This is a genomic window from Gardnerella nova, from assembly GCF_049244055.1.
Taxonomy (GTDB): domain Bacteria; phylum Actinomycetota; class Actinomycetes; order Actinomycetales; family Bifidobacteriaceae; genus Bifidobacterium; species Bifidobacterium vaginale_H.
In genome coordinates this window covers 1,009,455-1,030,331 of sequence record NZ_CP058369.1, presented here as the reverse complement: position 1 = coordinate 1,030,331, position 20,877 = coordinate 1,009,455, and the positions used below count along the sequence as shown (strand labels likewise).

20 protein-coding genes are annotated in these 20,877 nt (G+C 48.9%); 14 read left to right on the top strand and 6 right to left on the bottom strand.

Annotated elements, in window-relative coordinates; genetic code table 11:
• Positions 1-20 precede the first annotated feature (20 nt).
• The 10 genes from mraY (at position 21) to tuf (ending at position 13,174) form a co-directional block, all read left to right on the top strand.
• A complete protein-coding gene (mraY, locus tag HXT56_RS04250) occupies positions 21-1,124 on the top strand; it encodes a phospho-N-acetylmuramoyl-pentapeptide-transferase (RefSeq protein ID WP_116711951.1) in 1,104 nt (367 codons plus the stop codon).
• A gap of 179 nt (positions 1,125-1,303) precedes the next feature.
• On the top strand, positions 1,304-2,917 hold the full coding sequence (gene murD, locus HXT56_RS04245) for a UDP-N-acetylmuramoyl-L-alanine--D-glutamate ligase (protein ID WP_421777826.1): 1,614 nt from the start codon (positions 1,304-1,306) through the stop codon (positions 2,915-2,917).
• 199 nt (positions 2,918-3,116) lie between these two features.
• Positions 3,117-4,253: a putative peptidoglycan glycosyltransferase FtsW gene (locus HXT56_RS04240; protein ID WP_349815763.1), complete on the top strand. Its 1,137-nt coding sequence runs from the start codon at positions 3,117-3,119 to the stop codon at positions 4,251-4,253.
• 51 nt (positions 4,254-4,304) lie between these two features.
• The gene (murG, locus tag HXT56_RS04235; protein ID WP_421777825.1) at positions 4,305-5,513 is read left to right on the top strand and encodes an undecaprenyldiphospho-muramoylpentapeptide beta-N-acetylglucosaminyltransferase; all 1,209 of its coding nucleotides are present in this window, start codon (positions 4,305-4,307) and stop codon (positions 5,511-5,513) included.
• Positions 5,503-7,068, top strand: coding sequence for a UDP-N-acetylmuramate--L-alanine ligase (gene murC, locus HXT56_RS04230; RefSeq protein WP_421777824.1), 1,566 nt, complete (start codon positions 5,503-5,505; stop codon positions 7,066-7,068). The genes murG and murC overlap by 11 nt, the downstream gene beginning before the upstream one ends.
• Positions 7,069-7,517: 449 nt before the next feature.
• Positions 7,518-8,486, top strand: a complete 969-nt coding sequence (locus HXT56_RS04225) for a cell division protein FtsQ/DivIB (RefSeq protein ID WP_421778486.1) — start codon at positions 7,518-7,520, stop codon at positions 8,484-8,486.
• 302 nt (positions 8,487-8,788) lie between these two features.
• Positions 8,789-9,160 (top strand): 30S ribosomal protein S12, encoded by a 372-nt coding sequence (gene rpsL / locus HXT56_RS04220; protein ID WP_003813881.1) that lies wholly within the window; start codon positions 8,789-8,791, stop codon positions 9,158-9,160.
• Between the two features lie 3 nt (positions 9,161-9,163).
• Positions 9,164-9,634: a 30S ribosomal protein S7 gene (gene rpsG, locus HXT56_RS04215; RefSeq protein WP_075523050.1), complete on the top strand. Its 471-nt coding sequence runs from the start codon at positions 9,164-9,166 to the stop codon at positions 9,632-9,634.
• Positions 9,635-9,676: 42 nt separating this feature from the next.
• Positions 9,677-11,806: an elongation factor G gene (gene fusA / locus HXT56_RS04210; protein WP_116711946.1), complete on the top strand. Its 2,130-nt coding sequence runs from the start codon at positions 9,677-9,679 to the stop codon at positions 11,804-11,806.
• Between the two features lie 168 nt (positions 11,807-11,974).
• On the top strand, positions 11,975-13,174 hold the full coding sequence (tuf, locus tag HXT56_RS04205) for an elongation factor Tu (RefSeq protein ID WP_116711945.1): 1,200 nt from the start codon (positions 11,975-11,977) through the stop codon (positions 13,172-13,174).
• Between the two features lie 593 nt (positions 13,175-13,767).
• On the opposite strand, the gene HXT56_RS04200 is transcribed toward tuf, so the two are convergent.
• From HXT56_RS04200 to HXT56_RS04185, 4 genes are all read right to left on the bottom strand, one after another.
• Positions 13,768-14,013: a hypothetical protein gene (locus HXT56_RS04200; RefSeq protein WP_421777823.1), complete on the bottom strand. Its 246-nt coding sequence runs from the start codon at positions 14,011-14,013 to the stop codon at positions 13,768-13,770.
• Between the two features lie 259 nt (positions 14,014-14,272).
• Positions 14,273-15,022 carry a Bax inhibitor-1/YccA family protein gene (locus HXT56_RS04195; RefSeq protein ID WP_116711944.1) on the bottom strand — a complete coding sequence of 250 codons (750 nt, stop codon included), beginning with the start codon at positions 15,020-15,022 and terminating at the stop codon, positions 14,273-14,275.
• Positions 15,023-15,166: 144 nt separating this feature from the next.
• Positions 15,167-15,994: a GTP pyrophosphokinase gene (locus HXT56_RS04190; RefSeq protein ID WP_116711943.1), complete on the bottom strand. Its 828-nt coding sequence runs from the start codon at positions 15,992-15,994 to the stop codon at positions 15,167-15,169.
• A 26-nt stretch (positions 15,995-16,020) separates the two neighbouring features.
• Positions 16,021-16,266 (bottom strand): pentapeptide repeat-containing protein, encoded by a 246-nt coding sequence (locus HXT56_RS04185; protein WP_421777822.1) that lies wholly within the window; start codon positions 16,264-16,266, stop codon positions 16,021-16,023.
• Between HXT56_RS04185 and miaA the strand changes: the two genes are divergently transcribed.
• The 4 genes from miaA to HXT56_RS04165 all read left to right on the top strand — a co-directional run bounded on the left by miaA (position 16,241) and on the right by HXT56_RS04165 (position 19,254).
• The gene (gene miaA, locus HXT56_RS04180) at positions 16,241-17,251 is read left to right on the top strand and encodes a tRNA (adenosine(37)-N6)-dimethylallyltransferase MiaA (protein WP_421777821.1); all 1,011 of its coding nucleotides are present in this window, start codon (positions 16,241-16,243) and stop codon (positions 17,249-17,251) included. The two genes, HXT56_RS04185 and miaA, sit on opposite strands and share 26 nt — an antisense overlap.
• 158 nt (positions 17,252-17,409) lie before the next feature.
• Positions 17,410-17,922 (top strand): Panacea domain-containing protein, encoded by a 513-nt coding sequence (locus HXT56_RS04175; protein WP_421777820.1) that lies wholly within the window; start codon positions 17,410-17,412, stop codon positions 17,920-17,922.
• Positions 17,919-18,392, top strand: coding sequence for a Fic family protein (locus HXT56_RS04170; RefSeq protein WP_116711940.1), 474 nt, complete (start codon positions 17,919-17,921; stop codon positions 18,390-18,392). Before HXT56_RS04175 ends, HXT56_RS04170 begins: the two co-directional genes overlap by 4 nt.
• A 670-nt stretch (positions 18,393-19,062) precedes the next feature.
• Positions 19,063-19,254, top strand: coding sequence for a helix-turn-helix transcriptional regulator (locus tag HXT56_RS04165; protein ID WP_421777819.1), 192 nt, complete (start codon positions 19,063-19,065; stop codon positions 19,252-19,254).
• 253 nt (positions 19,255-19,507) lie between these two features.
• On the opposite strand, the gene HXT56_RS04160 is transcribed toward HXT56_RS04165, so the two are convergent.
• A complete protein-coding gene (locus HXT56_RS04160; RefSeq protein WP_421777818.1) occupies positions 19,508-19,981 on the bottom strand; it encodes a phage holin family protein in 474 nt (157 codons plus the stop codon).
• Positions 19,982-19,993: 12 nt separating this feature from the next.
• Entirely contained in the window at positions 19,994-20,851 is an 858-nt protein-coding gene (locus HXT56_RS04155) for an N-acetylmuramoyl-L-alanine amidase (protein WP_421777817.1), read from the bottom strand.
• Positions 20,852-20,877 lie beyond the last annotated feature (26 nt).

Below are 20,877 nucleotides of genomic sequence, written 5' to 3'. Positions count from 1 at the left end.
GTAAAACGGAGGTTTAAGCGGTGATTGCGCTTATTGTTGGAATCGTGGTGTCGCTCGTGGTGACGATTGTTGGCACACCACTGCTTATTCGTTTGGTGCATCGTTTGCACTACGGTCAGTATATTCGTCAAGACGGTCCTCAAACGCATCTTATTAAGCGTGGCACTCCAACCATGGGCGGTGTGGTTATTAATCTTGCCGTGGTTGTTGGCTGGGCGGCTTCCGCGTTGTACCGCTACTTGTCAATGGGACGCACTCCTTCCTGGTCGGCATTTCTTGTGCTGTTTGCCATGCTTTCCATGGGTTTGCTTGGTTTTATTGATGATTTTGCTAAGGTTCGTAAGAAGCAGAATCTGGGCCTTTCGGTGCATGCTAAGCTGATTGGACAGATTATTTTTGCTAGTATTTACGCGCTGTTAGCGTTGCTGCTCCCTACACAGTCTGGTATTGCGAGCGCTCAAGCTGGTATGAGTTTTATTGAGCGTCCTTTCCTTGATTTTTCTGTTCTTGGCAAGTTTGCTGGCATAGTCGTGTTTATTATTTGGGTTAATTTCCTTATTGCGGCTTGGTCTAATGCTGTTAATTTGACTGACGGTCTTGACGGTTTAGCTACTGGCTCGTCTATGATTGCTTTCGCCGGTTACGCTTTGATTGCTTTTTGGGAAAGTTATCATGTGCGCGGTGGCGGTCATTTTGGTTTCTCTTACGCCGTTTCCGATCCTCTCGACTTAACTATTATTGCCGTGTGTGCTGCGGTTGTGTGCTTCGGCTTTTTGTGGTTTAATTCCAACCCTGCTCAAGTGTTTATGGGTGATACTGGTTCCTTAGCTTTGGGCGGCTTGTTTGCGGCACTTTCTATTGCTACGCACACTGAGTTTTTGGCGGTTATTTTGGGTGGCTTGTTTGTTTTGGAAGCGGCGAGCGATGTTATTCAGGTTGGTTTCTTTAAGTTGACGCATAAGCGCGTGTTTAAGATGGCTCCTATTCACCATCATTTTGAACTTTTAGGTTGGACAGAGACCAAGGTTGTGGTGCGTTTCTGGATGATTGAGCTTATGTTTGTGCTGTCGGCGTTGATGATTTTCTACGCCGATTGGGCTGGGCGCTCAGGATTGTTGATTTAATCAATGTTTGGTTTGTTGGTAAGACGTAAGAAATCTTAGGTAAGTCTGGTGAGACTTAAATAAGATTTAAGTAAGGGTTACGTAAGGCTTAATTAAGACTTAGTTAAGTCTTACGTAAGACTTAAGTTACGTAAGACTTAACTAAAACTTAAGTAAGGAAGCATCAAGAAGGCAGTAATATGAATACGTCTCATTATGATTCGTCTTTCGCATCTCAAATCGAATCTCAAATCGCATCTCAAACTAATGCTGGTGATGGTGCTTTTGCGTTCCGTCGCGTGCTCGTGGCTGGTCTTGGCGTTTCTGGTCGCGGTGCTGTGTCAGTGTTGCGTGCGGTTGGTGCGTCACCTGTTACGGCGGATGAGTGTAAGCCTGAAGCGGATATTCACGACTTTTCTGCAATTGACTGGTCGAGTATTGATGCTGTGGTGACGTCACCTGTTTTTAATCCGCGTACGCCATTTTTACTCGAGGCTGCTAAACGCAATATTCCTGTTATGAGTGAGGTTGAGTTGGCTTGGCGAGTGCGTGTTGCTACGGAGCGTACGCATCAGCCTGCTTACTGGATTGGTATTACCGGCACGAATGGTAAAACTTCTACTACGGAAATGACATCTGCTATGCTCACCGCTTGTGGCTTGAACGCTCCTGCCGTGGGAAATATTGGAAAGTCTGTGTCTCACGCTGCTTTGGAACCTGAACACGATGCGCTGTGTGTGGAATTAAGCTCCTTCCAGCTTCATTTTACTGATTCTTTGGCGCTCGATTGTGCTGCTATCACTAATATTGCTGCTGACCATTTGGATTGGCATGGTGGTATGGAAGCGTACGCTTACGACAAGTCGAAAGTATTTAATAACGTGCGTAAAGCTTTAGTTTATAACGCTCAGGACGAGCGGGTTAAAGCTTTGGCGTTTGCGGCGATTGTGTCGGAAGGATGCAAGCGTATTGGTTTTACTTTAGACGCGCCTCAAGCTGGGGAAATTGGTGTTGAAGACGGTTGGATTGTTGATAACAGTGGCGTCGCTGGGGGTGTTGCTGGCAAGCCGCAGCGCATTGTGGCGTTGCGGGATTTGCAGCACTTGTGTGAGCCTGATGGCACGGTGTATCCGCATTTGTTGGCTGATGCGCTTACGGCTTTGGCGTTGGCTCTTGGCTTAACCGGTAATGTTGAGGCTGCTGTTTCGGCGTTGGTTCAATTTGCTCCTGGCGGGCATCGTATTCAAACTGTGGCAACGCTTCCTTGCGCAGATGGTGATGTTGCTCATGCGATTCGTTTTGTGGACGATTCTAAGGCGACGAATGCGCATGCGGCTGCGGCTTCTTTAGCAAGTTTTGCAGATAATTCAGTTGTTTGGATTGCTGGCGGCTTGGCGAAAGGCGGCCATTTTGAAGATTTGGTAGCTAAGCAGCGTCACGTTATGAAAGCTGCAGTGGTGATTGGTGTAGATCAGCGTCCGATTGTTGAGGCGCTTCACGCGGCCGCGCCGGATATGCCTGTAACGATTGTTGCTCCTGACGGATCTGGCGTTGAGTCTTATGCGAAAGTTAGCGATTGCGTGCTCAGTAAGGTTGAGAACAGTTCGCTTATTTCAGCAAATTCTTCATTCGGTGAAGCGGTTATGCGTCAGACGGTGGAGGCCGCTGGAAGCTATGCGCAGCCGGGGGATGTGGTGTTGCTGGCGCCAGCTTGCGCTTCTATGGATCAGTTCGTTTCGTACGCGGATCGCGGCAATCGCTTTGCTCAAGAATCTCAACGATGGGTGCACGATCATGGTAGTCAACAGCAGTAATCCGAAGCGGTGGTTAGGCGCCTTAAAGAATTTGGTGCGTGGTAATAATACTCGCGCTCGCAAGCTGGCGTCGCGAAAAGCAAGTGGCGCGGCCGCTGTTGCGCCTCAATCTTCTGTTCAGAACGCCGCCTCTCGTAAAGCCGCCGCCTCTCGTCAAGTCTCGTCTGATAGTTCGCAAGATTCATCATTGCGCCAATACATGGGCTGGCGAAGTTTCATTAACCCGTTGTGGTGTTTATACGGCATGCGGGTATCAGTAGTGATACTTTCGATTTTCGGCTTATTTATGGTGTTCTCAAGCTCCTCAGTCACCATGATTACGTACGGTGCAGCACCGTGGGGCCAGGGTGTCAACCAAACGCTTTACTGCATTTTGGGAGCTATAGGCTACATTTTTGCTTCTCGACTTCCTATTTCGTACTATCGTCGCTACATCGCCGTTATTTATACGGTTTCTGCAGTGGCACAGTTCCTCACCTTTGTGCCGGGACTTCGACGCGAGGTGAACGGTAACGCAGGTTGGATATCAATAGGACCTATTACGTTGCAGCCTGCCGAAATTACGAAACTCGCCTTATGTATTTGGCTTCCAGTAGCGCTACTTGCAGCAAAGCAAGCGTATAAACGTGTGCAAATGCGCGCGTATATTCCCGCAGCTGCAGGACTCGGCCTATCCCTGCTGCTCGTTATTGCTGGCAAGGATCTTGGAACCGCCCTAATTATTATTTTCATAGCTTTAATAGCGTTCTATCTCGGCGGATTCCCAACGCGTTGGCTGGTAGGAAGTATCGCTGTAGCAGTAGTGCTGGTGGCGCTTCTGGTATTAACAAGCCAAAACCGTATGCGTCGTATTCTCGCAACACTCCACGGATGCGACGCAAAAGCTGCCCGAGGTGTGTGCTTCCAAGCAATTCACGCACAGTACGCCATGGCTTCCGGCGGATTACTTGGCGTAGGTATCGGCAATTCTCGAGAAAAATGGAATTATTTACCGTACGCGCACAACGATTTTATTTTCGCTATTATCGGCGAAGAAATGGGATTCCTCGTGGCGGCCGCAGTAGTCTTACTGTATATCGTGATTGGCTGGTGCATGATGTCCTCAGCATTGCAAGCGGAATCTAAATTTATTTCCATATCCTTAATGTGTATTGCCACCTGGATCGTAGGGCAAGGATTAGTAAATATTCTGGTAGTAGTACAGTTGCTGCCGGTTATGGGCGTTCCTATGCCGTTCGTTTCTGCAGGAGGATCGTCGTTAGTGATGTGTCTTGTTGCGGTTGGTGTGGCGGATGGTCTTATGCGAGAAAACCCGCAGCTAAAAGTAGCAAAATAGTAGCAAAATAGTAGCACGCTTATGCGGCAACAGAACAACAAGAGGCAAGTTATGAACACTAACAATAACAACCAGCGCGACGTGCATATTGTTCTCGCAGGAGGGGGCACTGCGGGACACGTCAACCCGCTGCTGGCCGTCGCGGACGCGTTGAAAAAACGTGCGCCTCAAGCAAATATTAGTGTAATCGGCACAAAAGTTGGTTTGGAAAGTACTTTAGTTCCGCAGGCCGGTTACGAACTCGACACTATCGAAAAAGTGCCGTTCCCGCGTAAACCAAATATGGCTGCTCTTACTTTTCCTATTCGTTGGTTGCGTGAAAAACGCAAAGTTCGCGACATATTAGCGCAACGAAAAGCAAATATTGTTGTCGGCTTTGGCGGCTACGCTGCAGCCCCCGTGTACTCTCAAGCTCACGCGCAGCATATTCCGATCGTTGTTCACGAACAAAACGCAAAAGCTGGCATGGCAAACAGGCTGGGCGCTCGCTGGGCAACCAAAGTGGGAACGGTGTACGATACCACGGGTTTGCGCGCTCGCAAAGGTGTCGAAGTGGAGCGAGTCGGATTGCCGCTTCGACCAGCTATTGCGCAACTGTGCGAAAAATTTGAGGAAGATCGCGATGCTGCGCGCATGGAAGGTGCCTACAAACTCGGTGTCGATCCTCGACGACCAATTATTCTCGTAACCGGCGGGTCTTTAGGAGCACAAAGCCTTAATCGGGCTGTAGCGGGCGCCGCAAGCGACATGCTGCAGCATGCGCAAGTAATTCACTTAACTGGCCGCGCAAAAGCGGAAGAAGTTCGCAATATTGTTGCGCAACAAGTGGGTCAATCGCAAATAAACGATATTAAACCGGAACATGCAGGATTGGGTGACTACCATATTGCAGAATATTTAGAAAGAATCGACTGGGCTTTTGCGTGTGCAGATTTAGTTATATGCAGGGCTGGTGCTGGAACGGTGGCAGAAATTTCGGCATTGGGACTTCCTGCAGTGTATGTGCCGCTTCCAATTGGCAACGGTGAGCAGCGTTTTAATGCGCAGCCTGTAGTTGACGCTGGCGGCGCCATAATGGTGGAGGATGCCGACTTTACTGCAGAATGGTTGCGTGAAGAAGGATTGACGTTGCTGCAAGATGTGAATCGTCTTAAAACGATGCGTAAGCAAGCGTGGAGCTACGGAATTCGCAACGCTGCAGACGTTATGGCACAGCGTATTCTTGGAGTCGTAAGTGAAGGTGGGGATTATGACGACTGATACTAGTAATGCTGCTTCATCGTTGGGTACGGTGTGCAATCGTATTAATTTGAACCCTATACAAGCGGCATTTGACGATTCTCAAAGCGTCACTACGCTCGGGAGAGTGCATTTCATCGGCATCGGTGGAGCCGGCATGAGCGTACTAGCGGAAATGCTCCACGAAGAAGGCGTAAGCGTTAGCGGATGCGATAGGGAAGCAAACGACCACACTCAACATTTAGAAACGCTAGGTATTGAAGTAGCAATTGGACAAAATTCTTCCCACGTCGAACATGCCGACATACTCGTATATTCAAGCGCTATTAAACCGAACAATCCAGAAATCGTAGCTGCATACGAACGGGGGGTAAAACTCGTTCACCGCAGCGATATTCTTGCGTTACTGCTTGCCAACAAGCGCGGAGTTACGGTAGCGGGTGCCCACGGCAAAACCACTACAAGCTCACTGCTCGCGCACATACTTACCACCGCAGGAACGGGAGAACTTGCGGATCCAAGCTACGCTATCGGCGGCTCGATACAAGCGGCAAACGGTGCGGTTATCGACGGAGGTCACGCAGGCAAGGGCAGCGTTATGGTTGCCGAAGCCGACGAATCCGATGGAAGCTTTGAAAAATATCGTCCAGCAATCGCAATCGTAACGAACGCAGAAGCGGATCATTTAGACCACTACGGTTCCAGCGAACACTATCGCGAAGCATTCTGCGAACACGTAAGTCACGCTGTAAACAACGTGATTATATGCGCTGACGACGATGGCGCTCGTCAAGTGCTTGAGGCGATGCCGGATTCAACTTTGCGCATAAGCGTTGCCTATGGTGACGAAAATACTTGGAAATCAAAGGTGAGTGCGCGCGTACAAAAGTTAGCAATGTTCGCTGCAATCGACCATGAAACTGAGCAAGCTGGTAGCGGAAGGGAAGTGTTTACGCTTGTTTTGCCGGAAGCTCTAGCCGATAATAATGCTCGCAAAGTGCAAGTTAGCTTACTTATTCCAGGATTACACAACGCGCGCAACGCTTCGGCTGCGATTCTTGCTGCAGTGTTGCTCGGCATGAATCCGGAGGATGCTGCGCGAGGTGCGGCAAGTTTCCGCGGTGCGTCTCGTCGCTTTGATATTCGCGGATGTGTTAACGGCGTAACGGTTGTGGACGACTACGCACATCATCCAACTGAGATTGCTGCGTTACTTCGCGCAGCTCGCAGACGGTATCCTTCCGCCCAATTGCGCGTGCTATTCCAACCGCATCTGTTCTCTCGCACGCGCTCTTTTGCCGACCAATTCGCTCAGGCGTTGGCACTTGCAGACGATGTGATTGTTACGGGCATTTTCCCGGCTCGCGAAAAGCAGGAAGATTTTGCTGACATACATGCGTCGACCATTGTTGATGCCGCACGTGCGCAGGGGCTTTCCACGCCAATGGAAGCGGTGGAAGATATGCGCGAGGCTGCGTTGCGTTTGGTGGCGCGTGCGAGCGCTGGCGATGTGTTGCTAACTGTCGGCGCGGGGAGTATTACCGCTATGACTGCTGTTATGCTAGAAGCGCTGTAGGCTGCGGCTGATTGGCAAGGCTTGCGTGCGTGATAGACGTGCGCTTGCTGATAGAATATGGTGGATACCAAATAATCGTTGTGAAAGGTAACGGCATGGGACGCGTGGTGGTGAGCAAATCAGACGATGCTGCTGCAAAAAAACCGCACCCTCGTGCCGTTTCCAGCGTTAATTTAGCGCAAACCGATGAGCAACGCGAAATCAGCCGGTCTCAAACTGGTGTTGTAAAAACTACTACCGCGCGAGTTGCGATACGAAAAAAATCAGTTGCGCAACAAAGGTTTGTTTCGAATTCGAAAGTTGCGTCTAATAGAAAAGACGTATCGAATAGAAAAGACGTATCAAATAAAAAAGCTGTATCGAATAATAAGAATAATAACAATAATAAAAACAATAACAGCAATAATAGAGTCGTATCAAACAGAAAAGCCTCCTCGAAAACAGCTGCAATTAAGCAATCTGCAATTAAGCAATCTGCAATTAAGCAAGATTCGACTGCCGAAAATCAGCCTTCTTTGAGCAATCGCGTAGTTGCCAATAACCATCCTTCAAACCAGCGCCAAGGAAAGTTTGTAGACGCAAGGCGACTGCCAGGTTTGGACTTCGTGAAAAAAACGTTAAATCAGACTTCCGGCTCGCTTGGCATGGTTACGCGACCTCGCATTATTGATTTTCGTGAACGGTTGCAAGAAAAAAAGTCGGCTTACTTGCACTTCACTGTTCGTCGAGTCGTAACCATAGTGCTTATTCTCGTAGCGGTTTGCGCACTTTCGTGGCTGCTGTTCTTCTCGCCCGTATTTCGTCTAAAAGCTAGCAATATCAGTATTTCCGGTTCTAACGAATGGGTAAGCAAAGAAAAAATTGCTTCTATTGCTTCAACGCAAGTAGACAAATCACTATTTTTGGTGTCGTCGCAGGAAGTAATCGGACAACTCAACGATATTCCAGGCGTAACCGAGGCAAAAGTAAACAAAGAATTTCCGCAAAGCTTGCAAATTATCGTGCGCGCGCAACGTCCTGCAGCGATGTTAAAGACTCGCGGAGAAAGCAAGCTTACGGCGGTTGATGCCCAAGGGCGCGTGCTTAATGCGGTAGCGCACGCTTCCACCCAAGGCATACCGGTAATTGAAGTGAGTAATATTGATCGCAGTTTGCGCAGTCGTGCAGTGTTAGAAGCGGTGAAAATTGTAAGTTCGCTGCCGGAATCTTTGCGTATAAGAGTGACGCAGGTGATTGCAAAAACGCAGGATTCGGTGGAGACGGAATTGGGGGGAGTGCACCGCACTATCGTATGGGGTAATTCTTCGCAACTTGCGCTAAAGAAGGCAATTGTTGCCAAAATTATTGACGATCCAAGCAAAATTGGTGACAAACATTGTCTCGACGTGTCCGCTCCGGTGCGACCGATTCTTAAATAACAGAACAATATAGGTGAGAATATAGCGGGAGTAAAGCGAGAATATAGCGGTAATAAATATTGTCTCAGCTTGCTGTATAATAGTAATTCGTGTGTGCCAACGGCGTGCCTTATGTAATAGGCGTGCGGGTTGGGATATCCCAAGTGCCAAAGATAGTGCGCAGTAATGCGTGGCTGGAGGTGCGAGGGCCATCGGGCCGGTGGACTGTGGCTTTTACTCTTTAACCGATTCATGCGTTAAGGTGTGCTGCAGTGTGGCGGTTTTCACCAAACAGAACATATCAATGAATCGGAGAACTTAAGTTGCCTACGATTGAACAACTTGTCCGCAAAGGACGTCAGGCCAAGCCGAAGAAGTCAAAGACTTTGGCCTTGAAGGGTAGCCCGCTGCGTCGTGGCGTGTGCACCCGTGTGTACACCACCACTCCTAAGAAGCCAAACTCTGCGCTTCGTAAGGTTGCTCGTGTGCGCCTCAGCTCGGGTATTGAAGTAACCGCCTACATTCCAGGCGAAGGTCATAACTTGCAGGAGCACTCCATCGTGCTCGTGCGTGGTGGCCGTGTGAAGGATCTCCCAGGTGTTCGTTACCACATCGTGCGTGGTGCGCTCGATACCCAGGGTGTCAAGGACCGCAAGCAGGGTCGTTCCCTGTATGGAGCAAAGAAGGCGAAGTAAAACATGTCACGTAAAGGACCTGCAAAAAAGCATCAGCTGCTTCCTGATCCAATCTACGGCTCGACCGTCGTGGCTCAGTTGATTAATAAGATTCTTCTCGATGGTAAGAAGTCCATCGCAGAAAACATCGTCTACACCGCTCTTGAGCAGGTGAAGGCAAAGACCGAGCAGGAGCCAGTTTCCGTATTGAAGCGCGCTCTTGACAACATTCGTCCAAGCCTCGAGGTTCGTTCCCGCCGCGTCGGTGGTGCAACCTACCAGGTTCCAGTCGAAGTGAAGCCTGCTCGCGCAAACACTCTTTCCCTCCGCTGGCTTACCGACTTCTCCCGCGCTCGTCGCGAGAAGACCATGGCCGAGCGTTTGGCTAACGAAATTCTCGATGCCTCCAATGGCTTGGGTGCTTCCGTGAAGCGCCGCGAGGATACCCACAAGATGGCAGAAGCAAACAAGGCTTTTGCTCACTATCGCTGGTAATCCACAAGATAATCGGTATCTTAAAGAGCTAAGGATAAGAATATGGCACAAGATGTGCTTAACGACCTGAATATGGTTCGTAATATCGGCATTATGGCACACATCGATGCTGGTAAGACTACTACCACCGAACGTATTCTTTACTACACTGGTAAGAATTACAAGATCGGTGAAACCCATGATGGCGCTTCTACCATGGACTTCATGGCTCAGGAACAGGAACGCGGTATTACTATTCAGTCTGCTGCAACCACCTGCTTCTGGAAGCGTCAAACTCATGACGTTGATGACCGTTACCAGATCAACATCATCGATACCCCAGGCCACGTGGACTTCACCGCTGAGGTGGAGCGTTCCCTGCGCGTTCTCGATGGTGCTGTGGCAGTCTTCGACGGTAAGGAAGGCGTGGAGCCTCAGTCTGAAACCGTGTGGCGTCAGGCAGATAAGTACAGTGTTCCACGTATTTGCTTCATCAACAAGATGGATAAGCTTGGCGCTGATTTCTACTACTCCGTCAAGACCATCAAGGAGAAGCTCGGCGCAACTCCACTCGTTATTCAGCTTCCAATCGGTGCTGAAAACGACTTCCTTGGCGTTGTCGACTTGATTCGCATGAAGGCTTACGTCTGGAATGACGTTAAGGACGATATGGGTGCTCACTACGACACCGTCGACATTCCTGCAGATTTGCAGGAGCGCGCCGAAGAATATCGTGCCGAACTTATGGATCAGGTTGCTGAAGCTGACGACGAATTGGTTGAGAAGTATCTCGAATCCGGCGAACTTACTGAAGAAGAAATGCGCGCTGGTATTCGTAAGCTTACAATCGAACGTAAGGCCTTCCCTGTAACCTGCGGTTCTGCATTCAAGGATAAGGGCGTTCAGCCAATGTTGGATGCCGTTGTCGACTTCCTTCCAAGCCCAGAGGATGTTCCATCCATTAAGGGCTTCAAGCCAGGCGACGAATCCGTTGAAATCGACCGCAAGCCAGTGAACACCGATCCATTCGCAGCATTGGTCTTCAAGATTTCGACCCATCCATTCTATGGCAAGCTCGTGTTCGTGCGCGTTTACTCTGGCGAAGTGAAGCCAGGCGATTCCGTGTACGATTCCACCAAGTCCAAGAAGGAACGCGTCGGCAAGATCTTCCAGATGCACGCTGATAAGGAAAATCCTGTAGATTCCGCAGAAGCCGGCAACATCTACACCTTCGTTGGTTTGAAGAACGTCAGCACTGGTGATACCTTGTGCGACGAAAAGAACCCAATCTCTTTGGAATCCATGACCTTCCCAGATCCAGTTATCGAGGTGGCTGTGGAGCCAAAGACGAAGGCTGATCAGGAAAAGATGAGCTTGGCTTTGGCTAAGCTTTCTGACGAGGATCCTACCTTCCAGGTTAAGACTGATGAAGAATCCGGTCAGACTTTGATTTCCGGTATGGGTGAGCTTCAGCTCGACATTATCGTTGATCGTATGCGCCGTGAGTTCAAGGTTGAAGCGAACGTTGGTAAGCCACAGGTTGCTTACCGTGAGACGATTCGTAAGGCTGTTATGAACCAGGAATACACTCACAAGAAGCAGACCGGTGGTTCTGGTCAGTTCGCAAAGGTTTTGATGAACTTCGAGCCTCTCGATACGGAATCTGGCGAAACCTACCAGTTCTTCAACGAAGTCACCGGTGGCCACATCACCAAGGAATTCATTCCTTCCATCGACGCAGGTGTGCAGGAAGCTATGGAATCCGGCGTGTTGGCAGGCTTCCCAGTCGTGGGCGTCAAGGCTACCGTCACCGACGGTCAGACCCACGATGTCGATTCTTCGGAAATGGCCTTCAAGATCGCAGGTTCCATGTGCTTCAAGGAAGCTGCTCCAAAGGCTAACCCGGTAATTCTCGAACCAATCATGGCCGTCGAAGTCCGTACTCCAGAGGAGTACATGGGCGACGTCATGGGCGATTTGAACTCTCGCCGCGGTAACATCCAGTCCATGACTGATGCAACCGGCGTGAAGGTCATCGACGCCAAGGTGCCGCTGAGCGAAATGTTCGGCTACATTGGCGATCTTCGTTCCAAGACTCAGGGCCGCGCAATGTTCACCATGCAGATGGACTCTTACGCGGAGGTTCCGAAGGCCGTTTCGGACGAGATTATTAAGGCTCAGCGCGGCGAATAAAGCGCACGCTACTTCGGTGTTTTCTGTCCCCGGTCAACGCTAGAATTTCCTACGTTGACTGGGTTCTGGCACCGAAGTGGCACCTAACCCAGAAACCCAGTAATATGTAGCGAAAGACCTCTCACAAATGTGTGAGGCAAACTACGAGACGTCCAGGAGGACAAACACATGGCAAAGGAAAAGTACGAGCGTACTAAGCCGCATGTTAACATTGGTACCATTGGTCACGTTGATCACGGTAAGACTACCTTGACCGCGGCTATTTCTAAGGTGCTGCATGGCGAGTATCCAGATCTGAACCCTCAGTATGACTTCGATCAGATTGATGCCGCTCCAGAAGAGAAGGAACGCGGTATTACCATCAACATCGCCCACATCGAGTATCAGACCGCTGAGCGTCACTACGCTCACGTGGACGCTCCAGGCCACGCTGATTACGTGAAGAACATGATCACCGGTGCTGCTCAGATGGATGGCGCAATCCTCGTGGTTGCTGCTACCGATGGTCCTATGGCTCAGACCCGTGAGCACGTTTTGCTCGCAAAGCAGGTCGGCGTGCCGAAGATCCTCGTTGCTTTGAACAAGTGCGATATGGTTGATGATCCAGAACTTATCGACCTCGTCGAAGAAGAGGTTCGTGACCTCCTCGAAGAAAACGGCTTCGATCGCGACTGCCCAGTCATCCGCACCTCTGCTTACGGTGCTTTGCACGATGATGCTCCAGATCACGACAAGTGGGTAGAGACTGTCAAGGAGCTCATGAAGGCTGTTGACGAGTACATTCCAACCCCAACTCACGATCTTGACAAGCCATTCTTGATGCCAATCGAAGATGTGTTCACCATCTCCGGTCGTGGTACCGTTGTCACCGGTCGTGTTGAGCGTGGTAAGCTCCCAATCAACACCCCAGTTGAGATTGTTGGTTTGCGTGACACCCAGACCACCACCGTTACCTCCATCGAGACCTTCCACAAGCAGATGGATGAGGCTGAAGCTGGCGATAACACTGGTCTTCTTCTCCGTGGTATCACCCGTACCGACGTTGAGCGTGGCCAGGTTGTGGCTGCTCCAGGTTCTGTGACCCCACACACCAAGTTCGAAGGCGAAGTTTACGTCTTGACCAAGGACGAAGGTGGCCGTCACTCGCCGTTCTTCTCCAACTACCGTCCACAGTTCTACTTCCGCACCACCGACGTCACCGGCGTTATCACCTTGCCAGATGGCGTTGAGATGGTTCAGCCAGGCGATCACGCAACCTTCACTGTTGAGTTGATCCAGGCCATCGCAATGGAAGAGGGCTTGACCTTCGCAGTTCGTGAAGGTGGCCGTACCGTTGGTTCCGGTCGTGTGACCAAGATTCTTGCCTAGTATTTTCTCTAACTGAAAGTATTAGCTAAGGCTTAACAAAGACCCCGCGAGGAAACTCGTGGGGTCTTTTTGTATTCTGTTTTGGAACATTTGCCGGAGTTTTAACTGGGTTTTGTTGCTGGATTGGCTGGTGTTTGGCTGGTGTTGTAAATAGTTGCTCTTATGAGCCTCGAAAGTTTTCAGCATCGTAGGCGCGACGACCTGCTTTCGCGCAGCATTGTGCGCGCGAAGGCAACTCGGAGCGGGAACTCGCTTAAGTTGGAAGTCCGGGGGACTTCCAACGCGAGTTTCGTAGCGAGCGCGCCTAGACCGCGCGAGCGTTCCTTCAGTCGCTCTGGTTGTTAAAGGTTCTAATGTCTGCTTCGTTCTCTATGAATGTTGCTCCATCAGTCCTCTTTTATTGCTCTGCCCGAAAACTTTTAAGGCTCTACCACACGAATGTTTGTACAGCTCAAGCAGTTCCTATCTTCCACTCGCAAATTCACCCGCCATTATTTTTTGGTGTGGTAGGTGCATCTGGCGTGGTGCGTGCAGCAGCACTGATGCTAGTGTTCTCTAGGCAATGAATACTCAACGTCAGCAGAGCATTAATGTTAAAGTTCACTAATCAACAAATACTCAACGTCTGCAGAGCACAACTGCAAAGCTACATGAACATTTGCCGGAGTTTTTTCTCCGGAATTTGCGCGACGACCTGCCGAAGCGCTTAAAGCGTAGCGCGCGAAGGCAATTCGGAGCGGAAACTCGCTTAAGTTGGAAGTCCGGGGGACTTTCAACGCGAGTTTCGTAAGCGAGCGCGTCGCAATCCGCGCGAGCGTTTTGGCCATTTTTTGGAACATTTGCTGGAGTTTTTTCTCCGGGTTTTGTTGCTGAATTTGCGTAATTATGGAACATTCTCCGGAGTTTTTTCTCCGGCGTTTGTTGTTGTTTTGGTGGTTTTGTGGAACATTTGCCGGAAAATCTCCTGCGTTTGTGGACTTGGGTGGTGGGTAACGTTCGCGTTTGGAGTGCAGAGCGCATAATAAAACCCTGCCAAATACTGATTCGGCAGGGTTGAATAACTAAGCAACTAACACACGTATGTTAGTTTTAGCGTTGCTAGTCTCTATTATCGCCAAGCAACTGCAGCAAATAAATGAACATGTTAATAAAGTCCAAATAAAGCTGGAAAGCGCAGAAAATCGAAAGTTTCTTTACCATCTCCGGCTGATCCGCGTAATTATTAAGCAAGGCGCGAGTCTTCTGAGCGTCGTAAGCCGTCAGTCCAGCGAAAATAATGATACCGATTGCGGCCACAAGTCGCAAAGTTCCAGCGCCAGGTGCCACAAACGAAAGAATAATCTGCGCTACCACCAGCACCACCAACGCAACCATCAAAATCGGACCCATCTTAAGCAAGTCCTTCTTAGTGGTAAGCGCAAGCATTGTTAAGCAGAGGAAGAAGCCCGCTGTTAGCGCGAACACGAGAGCCACAGATCCCAGGCTAAACGCCAGAAAAACCGTGCTCATAGTAAATCCTGTCAGCACTGCGTAAGCGTAGAACAAAATGCGTACCGTGGTGGTGCTCATTTTCATCAAGCGAATACCCATAATAAGAGCAATCGCAATTTGCGCAACTACCAGCAGAATCCAACCAAGCCCGCGCGTCGCAACCATAAAACTAATGAAAAAGTTGCCGGTTTGCGTGAACATTGCAGTAAGAGCGGTAACAATAAGGCCCAGCGTCATCTCGCCATAAGTGCGGCCAACCGAAGTGCGTTGTGCTTCCTCAAAAGCGTACGTGGCGTGCGTGTCAATAATAGTAGGATTTTGCGTGCCACTATAAAATTGCTGTTTCAAATCTGCCATTTTTCTCCTTAAAAGATACAAGACGCTAACAATATAATGTTTTCATATCATGTTATCTAAATCATCTTAAAAAATGCTAAAAAATGTAAAGCAATTTAGTACGTTTGCACAAATATACTTTCGTAGCGTCTTTACGCAGCGTCTTCACGAATTGCGATCAGGCGCTTCCTCAACTTGAGGCGCACCATTAATATCGCGGTGAATACCCTGCATTTGTGCCTCAATATTCTGCAAACTCAGCGCGCAATCAAGCAAGGTCTGCGAATGTTCTGCCAACTTCGCGTCCGGCAAACCAGCCTTGTAGCGCAACGCGTGCTCCAAACTAGCCCAGTAGTCCATCGCAATCGTGCGGAACTGCACCTCAACCGGCGTGTAGTGCGCGCCCGATGATAAGAACACCGGCACGGCGTAAATCACGTGCAAACTACGGTAGCCATTCGGCTTAGGATTTTTAATATAATCCTTGACTTGCAGCACCTGAATGTCGGTTTGCTTAGAAAGATACTGCGCTACCGAGTACACGTCGTCGCGATAGTTGCAGATTACGCGGATGCCGGCAACGTCGAAAAGATTGTCGCGAATTGAGCGAGTGGAAATGTCGAGATGGCGACGCTGCAGCTTCTCAAAAATGGAGTGCACGGACTTAAGGCGGCGTTCCATGTGGTGAATCGGGTCGTGGGAGAAGCGCACTTGAAACTCGCTGTCGAGAATCTCAAGCTTGGTGCTGATTTCGTACATTGCGCCTTCGTACACTTGCATCATGTTCACGAATTCGTCGATTTGGTCTTCCGGCAGCGTTGGGAAGTCGGATTTGCCGCAGTGGGGGCAATTGTGCTGGGCGTGCGCATGTTCGTTTGTATTAGCGTTATTGTCAACGCCCTGCTCACTAATTGCCTCGTTCATTGCTTCGTTGCTGTGAAGTCGGGCATACAATTCTGCTGCGTTTACGCGATTATGACGATCAAGTATCACGAGTAACTATCATACTCGAGAATCTGCTAAGCGTGTTTGAGATTCGTTAGACGGCGGGTGCGTGGGGTAAAAGTATAATATTTAAGATAAGTCAGATTTGTATGTGCGCGAGTTAGGATTGCGTAAGTTAGGATTGCGTAAGTTAGGATTGCGTAAGTTAGCGTTGCGCGAGTTAGCGTTGCGTGAGTTAGCGTTGCGTGAGTTAGCGTTGCGTAAGTTAGCGTTGCGCGAGTTGAGGAGTGTGCCGTGTCGGAAAACAAGCAGAACAACATTCCGAAAGTGATTTCAATAGTTGGCCCAACGGCTTCCGGCAAAACCGGCCTGGGTATTGCGCTCGCTAAAAAACTAGCCGAGCGCGGGGTGCGTGCGGAAATTATCAATGCGGACGCGTACCAAATGTACAGGCGTATGGATATTGGCACGGCGAAAGCGAGCGCTGAGGAGCAGGCGGAAGTGCCTCATCATCTGCTGGATATTATCGATCCGGAGGAGACGATGACCGTGGCGCGTTTCCAAATGCTTGCGCGGCAGTGTATTCGCGAGCTACAGTCGCGCGGGGTGCGGCCGATTTTAGTTGGGGGATCGGGGTTGTACGCGCGCGCCGCCGTGGATGATATTACTTTTCCGGGCACGGATGAGTCTGTGCGTGCGGCTTTGGAGGCACGCGAGCGCATGGAAGGTGCGGGCGCGCTTTTCGCAGAGTTGCAGCGGAAGGACCCGGTTGCGGCTGCTCACATGGATGCGCGCAACCCGCGCCGCACAATTCGCGCGCTTGAGGTGATTGAGCTTACCGGGAAGCCTTATTCCGCCACGCTTCCGCGGTATAAGTACGTGATTGATTGCGTGCAGATTGGTTTGGATTTGCAGCGTGAGGATTTGGACAAGCGCGTGAATCTGCGCACGCAGATTATGCGCGAGCAGGGGTTTGTGGATGAGGTGCGCGAAATTCGCGGGCGTTTGGGAGTTACGGCGGCGCGCGCGCTCGGCTACCAGCAAATCATGGATTATTTGGATGGCGTGTGGAGCGAGGATGAGGCTTTTGCGGATATTGCGCAGAAAACGCGTCGGCTTGCGCGTAAGCAGATGGGCTGGTTTGGCAGGGATGCGCGCATCCACTGGTTGGATGCGTTGCGTCCGGATCTTGTGGATGCTGCGCTCGCGTTGGTTGATTCTGCGGATGCGGGGGAGTTCGACGGCGACAGTTCCGACGCAACTGAGCACGCTACTCAGCACCATCTCGGATCCGTTAAAAAATAGCGGAATTAAGGTAAGGAGCGACATTTGCTTTACATACGCATACAGAAAATGTCGGAATATCGCCTCATCCTATGATTTTATTGTATTATTAACGAAATATTTTGTAGAATGTATTTTACTTTTGTGTGCGTGATAAGTTTGTTGAAAGGAGATTAAATATGAAAGCTTTAGACATAGCATCAATTTTTATTGATCGATACGGGAAAAAGCTAGCATTAACCAATCTCACTTTGAATAAACTAGTATATTTTGCGCAAGTGGAATCGTTGCGTAATAATCCTGAGCGTCCGTTATTTACGGATGAAATTCAAGCTTGGGAATATGGTCCTGTAGAGCCTAGCGTTTATAACGAGTTTAAGCAGTTTGGGCGGAATCGTATTTTCAATGCGCCTAATCACGAAACCAGCCAGTATGCTGATCATATTGTAGATACTGTTGTTGAAAAATATGCTTGGATGAATGCGTTTGATTTAGTAAATTATGCTCATCGTACTGGCGGCGCATGGCACAATGTGTATGATGCGTCGCACAATAAGCCGATTCTTGTACAGAATATTCTGCAATCGTCAGATGTTACTTCGTATCCTGCTAAGAAGAATACGTTTATTAGTGCTGTAGATGCTGTAAAAAAACAGTATCCGAATACTTTGCGTATTCTTGGTGACGCATGAGCCAGTATGATGCTCTTGTTTGGAATGAGGAACAGATTGTTGCCTTCGCAGAAATAGTGTGTTCTATTCAACGAGAGATTGTTGATACAAGCCAAGGACTCGCTACTGTTAAGCAAGAAGTTCAGGGCAGTGTTGAAAATGTTTTGTATTCTTCATTTGCGATTATTTTTGATAGTTCTCCAGCTGATCGAAATAACTATACGGATATTTTTGACCAAATTGCTGACTTTGCTACGCATCTTGCTAAAGACCATATTTTTCCTGATGCCAATAAGCGCACGACAGTATTAACGTGTGTAGCTTTACTTCGCAATAATGGAATTATTCTTGATATTGAGGATAGTGCGAATCCTTTTGACAATGATTTATATAAGTGGATTCAGAATATTGTGGAAGGTAAGATTGCTCGTGCTAGTTTAGCTGAACAGTTACGTTCGCATGCTCATTTATTATCGAATGAAGTTAATTAATTAGATTTTGACGCGTAGCTTAAGTGTTGAAAACGTTGGGTTTTGCTACAAAAAACGCCACTGTTTGAGCAGTGGCGTTATTGCGTTTGTGGAGTCGCGGGGAATTAGCGTTTAATAACCGCTAATGCCTTATTTCTCTAAGAGTTTTATAGAATAACGTTTTATTACCAATGCGCTCAATATCGCCTTATCTTGCGTTTTTATAACAAATATTAGTTGCTTTATTGAGTTTGTTTTCGTGTTTGAATTCTATCAAATATTAAAGAAAATCTCTCACTATTTTTTCTAGCTTACTTTACTTTATATAATAGCTGTGCTATTATATAAAGTGTCAAACAAGAAAGGAGGTGACATGCACATAGTGGAAATACTTACTGCGATTGCAATTCTACTGGTTGGCATTGCAAAGCTAATAGAAGCAATAGCAAAGCTTATCAAAGAATTGAAGCGCAATAAGTAAATAAAGAGTCCCGAACAGACCAAGTGTCCGGGGCTCACTATCCACTATACTGCAGGCTCATTATGAAATTAGATGCAATAGTATCTGCTATGTTCTCACTCGTTATTATCGCTGGAGTATGGTGCCATTTTTCGCCTTGGCTCATTACTGGTTGTGCTGTAATCAGTGCCGTATGTGCGTTAGATGCTGGGAGAAAGCACAAAGGGTAGTATGAGTGAGCGTTATTTGAGTTATACGGAAGTTGCCGAGCTTATTGGTGTAAAAACTGGTGCGCTTGGCAACTATAATCTTCCAGATCCAGACGCATTTATTGGTCGCACTCGTGGCTGGAAACGTGAAAGTATTGAATCTTGGAATGCGAACCGTCCAGGTCACGGTGGCCGCCCTGCTAATGCAGAGTAGTTAAGAGTAGTTAATCACGGGAGCGCGCCGCCCGAGTTCCAGACATACGAGCTGTCATTGTTGACAGCGGGCGCGTTCCTGGAATGGTTTCTGGCATGTTTCTGGCATGTTCCTGGAATGGTTCCTGGCATGTTCCTGGAATGGTTCACAAAAGTTAAGACTATAAAAAAATTACCCCCCCGCGCGAGGCGAGGGGTAATACTAATTTTCAACTTGTATTCTCAATTAGAGAATACTTTGAGCATATCGCGCGCTACTTATTTTCAGTAGGAGTGTCTTCAGGCAATTTCCCGCGGCCGTCCAACTCGGCGTCAGCTCCGGTTGCAGCGTGCTTGCCGTTGGTGATGGCGTCGTCTGCTTGTCCGCCTGTATATGTCTTTACACAAGCAAGCACAGATAGTAGGACTCTTACAGCTTTTGTTTTTGCGATTTGTAGATTTAATGATGCGACGTTTTCAAAAAAGCTAACGCCTTCTATCCAAATAATGTATCCACTCACGATGCCTACAAGCGGAGCGTTGATGCCTATATTGACTTTGGTTTGAGCATAGTCAAGCAAAATAGAAAGAGCTACTATTAGCACGTATGCAAATTTATGGAAAAGTCCATCGCGCATTTTGCTACTAGACACCGAGTGCAAGTAGACTGCTTTTGTGAAACCACTAATGTAGTCGAGCAGCACGAGTGCGCCGGCGATTTCGAGCAATAAGATTTCAATATCGTTCATTCTTTTCTTCTCCTACTTTGGTTGATTGTCTTTTGTAACCCACACGCCACTAACGTGTGCGAAACAGTTCTTGCCGTCGCCGTCCCAGTACATGCTCCCGTCCGGCTTGACCATGACACTACCGGTTCCATCGCCAGATAGGCGGATGGTTGCTAAGGAAATAGGCCGAAACCCGTCGGGGACTTGCTCCAACAATTTCCGCCACGAGCCACCACCAAACGACACACTGCCACAGCCATTTACAGCCACAATATTGCCGCACCGCGTAAAGCTCATTACTTGCCCGTCATTCGTCCCATACGGAATATGCATCATAATGCTGCACACGCCACCGTCATGCACTGTTGCCGTAACCAACTGCTTCGTCGGAACCGCTGACGCAACGGGCTGAGAAACGCCACTAACCATAGAGTCATACCATTGCTGTGCTCGCTGCATGTATTCAGCGTTCTGTGAGTCTCGCAATGAGCATGGGCATGATGTAGGGCAAAAAGCCGAGTGTGGGAAAACGTTTACGCGCCATTGTGGTCTACCGAGTCCGTAGAGTTTGCATAAGGCTGCTACTAGGTGCGCGCCATTGTCTAAGCATTTTTCACTAATGCGCCATGGAGAGCTTGACTCGTCCGCGTGCTCAATGCCTATTGAGTCTAAGTTCGCGTTCCAGTTTCCCGCGTGCCACGCGATATCCCAGTCGTATACGAGCTGACCGATTACGCCGTCTGACTGTACTTGATAGTGTGCGCTAGCCTCACGAGTTTGCCATACACTGTAGCAGCCTTCTACTGTTAAGTTTCCAGCGTTGTGGTGTAATACAATTTTGCGTATTTTGCGTCCTGGTTGGCCTTTTGTATAGTGTGTTTTGATGAGCATTGTTTTGTCTGCGATGCATTTATCCC

Excerpts from the sequence above, each read along its gene's own strand:
- HXT56_RS04175 (WP_421777820.1), top strand. The coding sequence starts at position 17,410 with ATGAAAGCTTTAGACATAGCATCAATTTTTATTGATCGATACGGGAAA.
- fusA (WP_116711946.1), top strand. The coding sequence starts at position 9,677 with ATGGCACAAGATGTGCTTAACGACCTGAATATGGTTCGTAATATCGGC.
- tuf (WP_116711945.1), top strand. The coding sequence starts at position 11,975 with ATGGCAAAGGAAAAGTACGAGCGTACTAAGCCGCATGTTAACATTGGT.
- HXT56_RS04170 (WP_116711940.1), top strand. The coding sequence starts at position 17,919 with ATGAGCCAGTATGATGCTCTTGTTTGGAATGAGGAACAGATTGTTGCC.
- rpsG (WP_075523050.1), top strand. The coding sequence starts at position 9,164 with ATGTCACGTAAAGGACCTGCAAAAAAGCATCAGCTGCTTCCTGATCCA.
- murG (WP_421777825.1), top strand. The coding sequence starts at position 4,305 with ATGAACACTAACAATAACAACCAGCGCGACGTGCATATTGTTCTCGCA.
- HXT56_RS04185 (WP_421777822.1), bottom strand. The coding sequence starts at position 16,266 with ATGTTGTTCTGCTTGTTTTCCGACACGGCACACTCCTCAACTCGCGCA.
- HXT56_RS04240 (WP_349815763.1), top strand. The coding sequence starts at position 3,117 with ATGGGCTGGCGAAGTTTCATTAACCCGTTGTGGTGTTTATACGGCATG.
- HXT56_RS04160 (WP_421777818.1), bottom strand. The coding sequence starts at position 19,981 with ATGAACGATATTGAAATCTTATTGCTCGAAATCGCCGGCGCACTCGTG.
- HXT56_RS04165 (WP_421777819.1), top strand. The coding sequence starts at position 19,063 with ATGAGTGAGCGTTATTTGAGTTATACGGAAGTTGCCGAGCTTATTGGT.
- HXT56_RS04195 (WP_116711944.1), bottom strand. The coding sequence starts at position 15,022 with ATGGCAGATTTGAAACAGCAATTTTATAGTGGCACGCAAAATCCTACT.
- murD (WP_421777826.1), top strand. The coding sequence starts at position 1,304 with ATGAATACGTCTCATTATGATTCGTCTTTCGCATCTCAAATCGAATCT.
- HXT56_RS04155 (WP_421777817.1), bottom strand. The coding sequence starts at position 20,851 with ATGCTCATCAAAACACACTATACAAAAGGCCAACCAGGACGCAAAATA.
- murC (WP_421777824.1), top strand. The coding sequence starts at position 5,503 with ATGACGACTGATACTAGTAATGCTGCTTCATCGTTGGGTACGGTGTGC.
- HXT56_RS04200 (WP_421777823.1), bottom strand. The coding sequence starts at position 14,013 with ATGTTCCAAAAAATGGCCAAAACGCTCGCGCGGATTGCGACGCGCTCG.